Raw genomic sequence first — 616 nt, forward strand, 5'->3', positions numbered from 1 at the left:
CTTTATTTCCTGTGTTGCATAACCGACGAGTTTGACGAGCTACGGGACACGCTGCTTCAGTTTCTTGGCAACGATGTCATCGTTGATGCCCCTGCTATCTGGCCGCCGAAGAAGGAATTCCGCTTCCGCGACCTGATTGCAGCCAATCCCAAGGAAATCCGCCATCGGGTGAAGGCGCGTATCGAGACTCTTGCCGAGCAACGCATTGCGATGAAGAGGGCGGGCCAGCTCAACAGGGAACTGAAAGCGGAATTCGGATTGATCTTGGACGATGTCCCCGCTCAAGCGCCGAATGCCGGTGATACGGCCCTAACAGGGATGCACATCGCGCCTTCCGAAGACAAATTTGTCGGCAGAGGCTTTGTCGAGAATGACGCCGCGAAGTTCATTGAAGCGCATTCATCGCCCCCCTGCGGAACGCTTTCGATCATCGACATTGATGACCTGACCAAGATCAACAAGGTTTACACGCGCACCGTCGGCGATCAGGTCATTCAGATTATCGGAATGCTAGCCGAGGATGCTGTTAAGGGCTTACATCACAAGACCGGGCGCTGCGGGGACGATACCTTCTTCATCGCCCTAGCCAACGAGGATGAAGACACGACGATCCAAC

The 616-nt window shown here is 54.9% G+C and carries 1 protein-coding gene; it reads left to right on the forward strand.

The features are described from left to right. A partial coding sequence (locus P5674_RS25620; protein ID WP_315670465.1) for a diguanylate cyclase domain-containing protein occupies nt 1-616 on the forward strand: 616 nt, incomplete at both ends.

The organism is Limnospira sp. PMC 289.06 (genome assembly GCF_032350395.1).
Lineage (GTDB): Bacteria > Cyanobacteriota > Cyanobacteriia > Cyanobacteriales > Microcoleaceae > Limnospira > Limnospira platensis.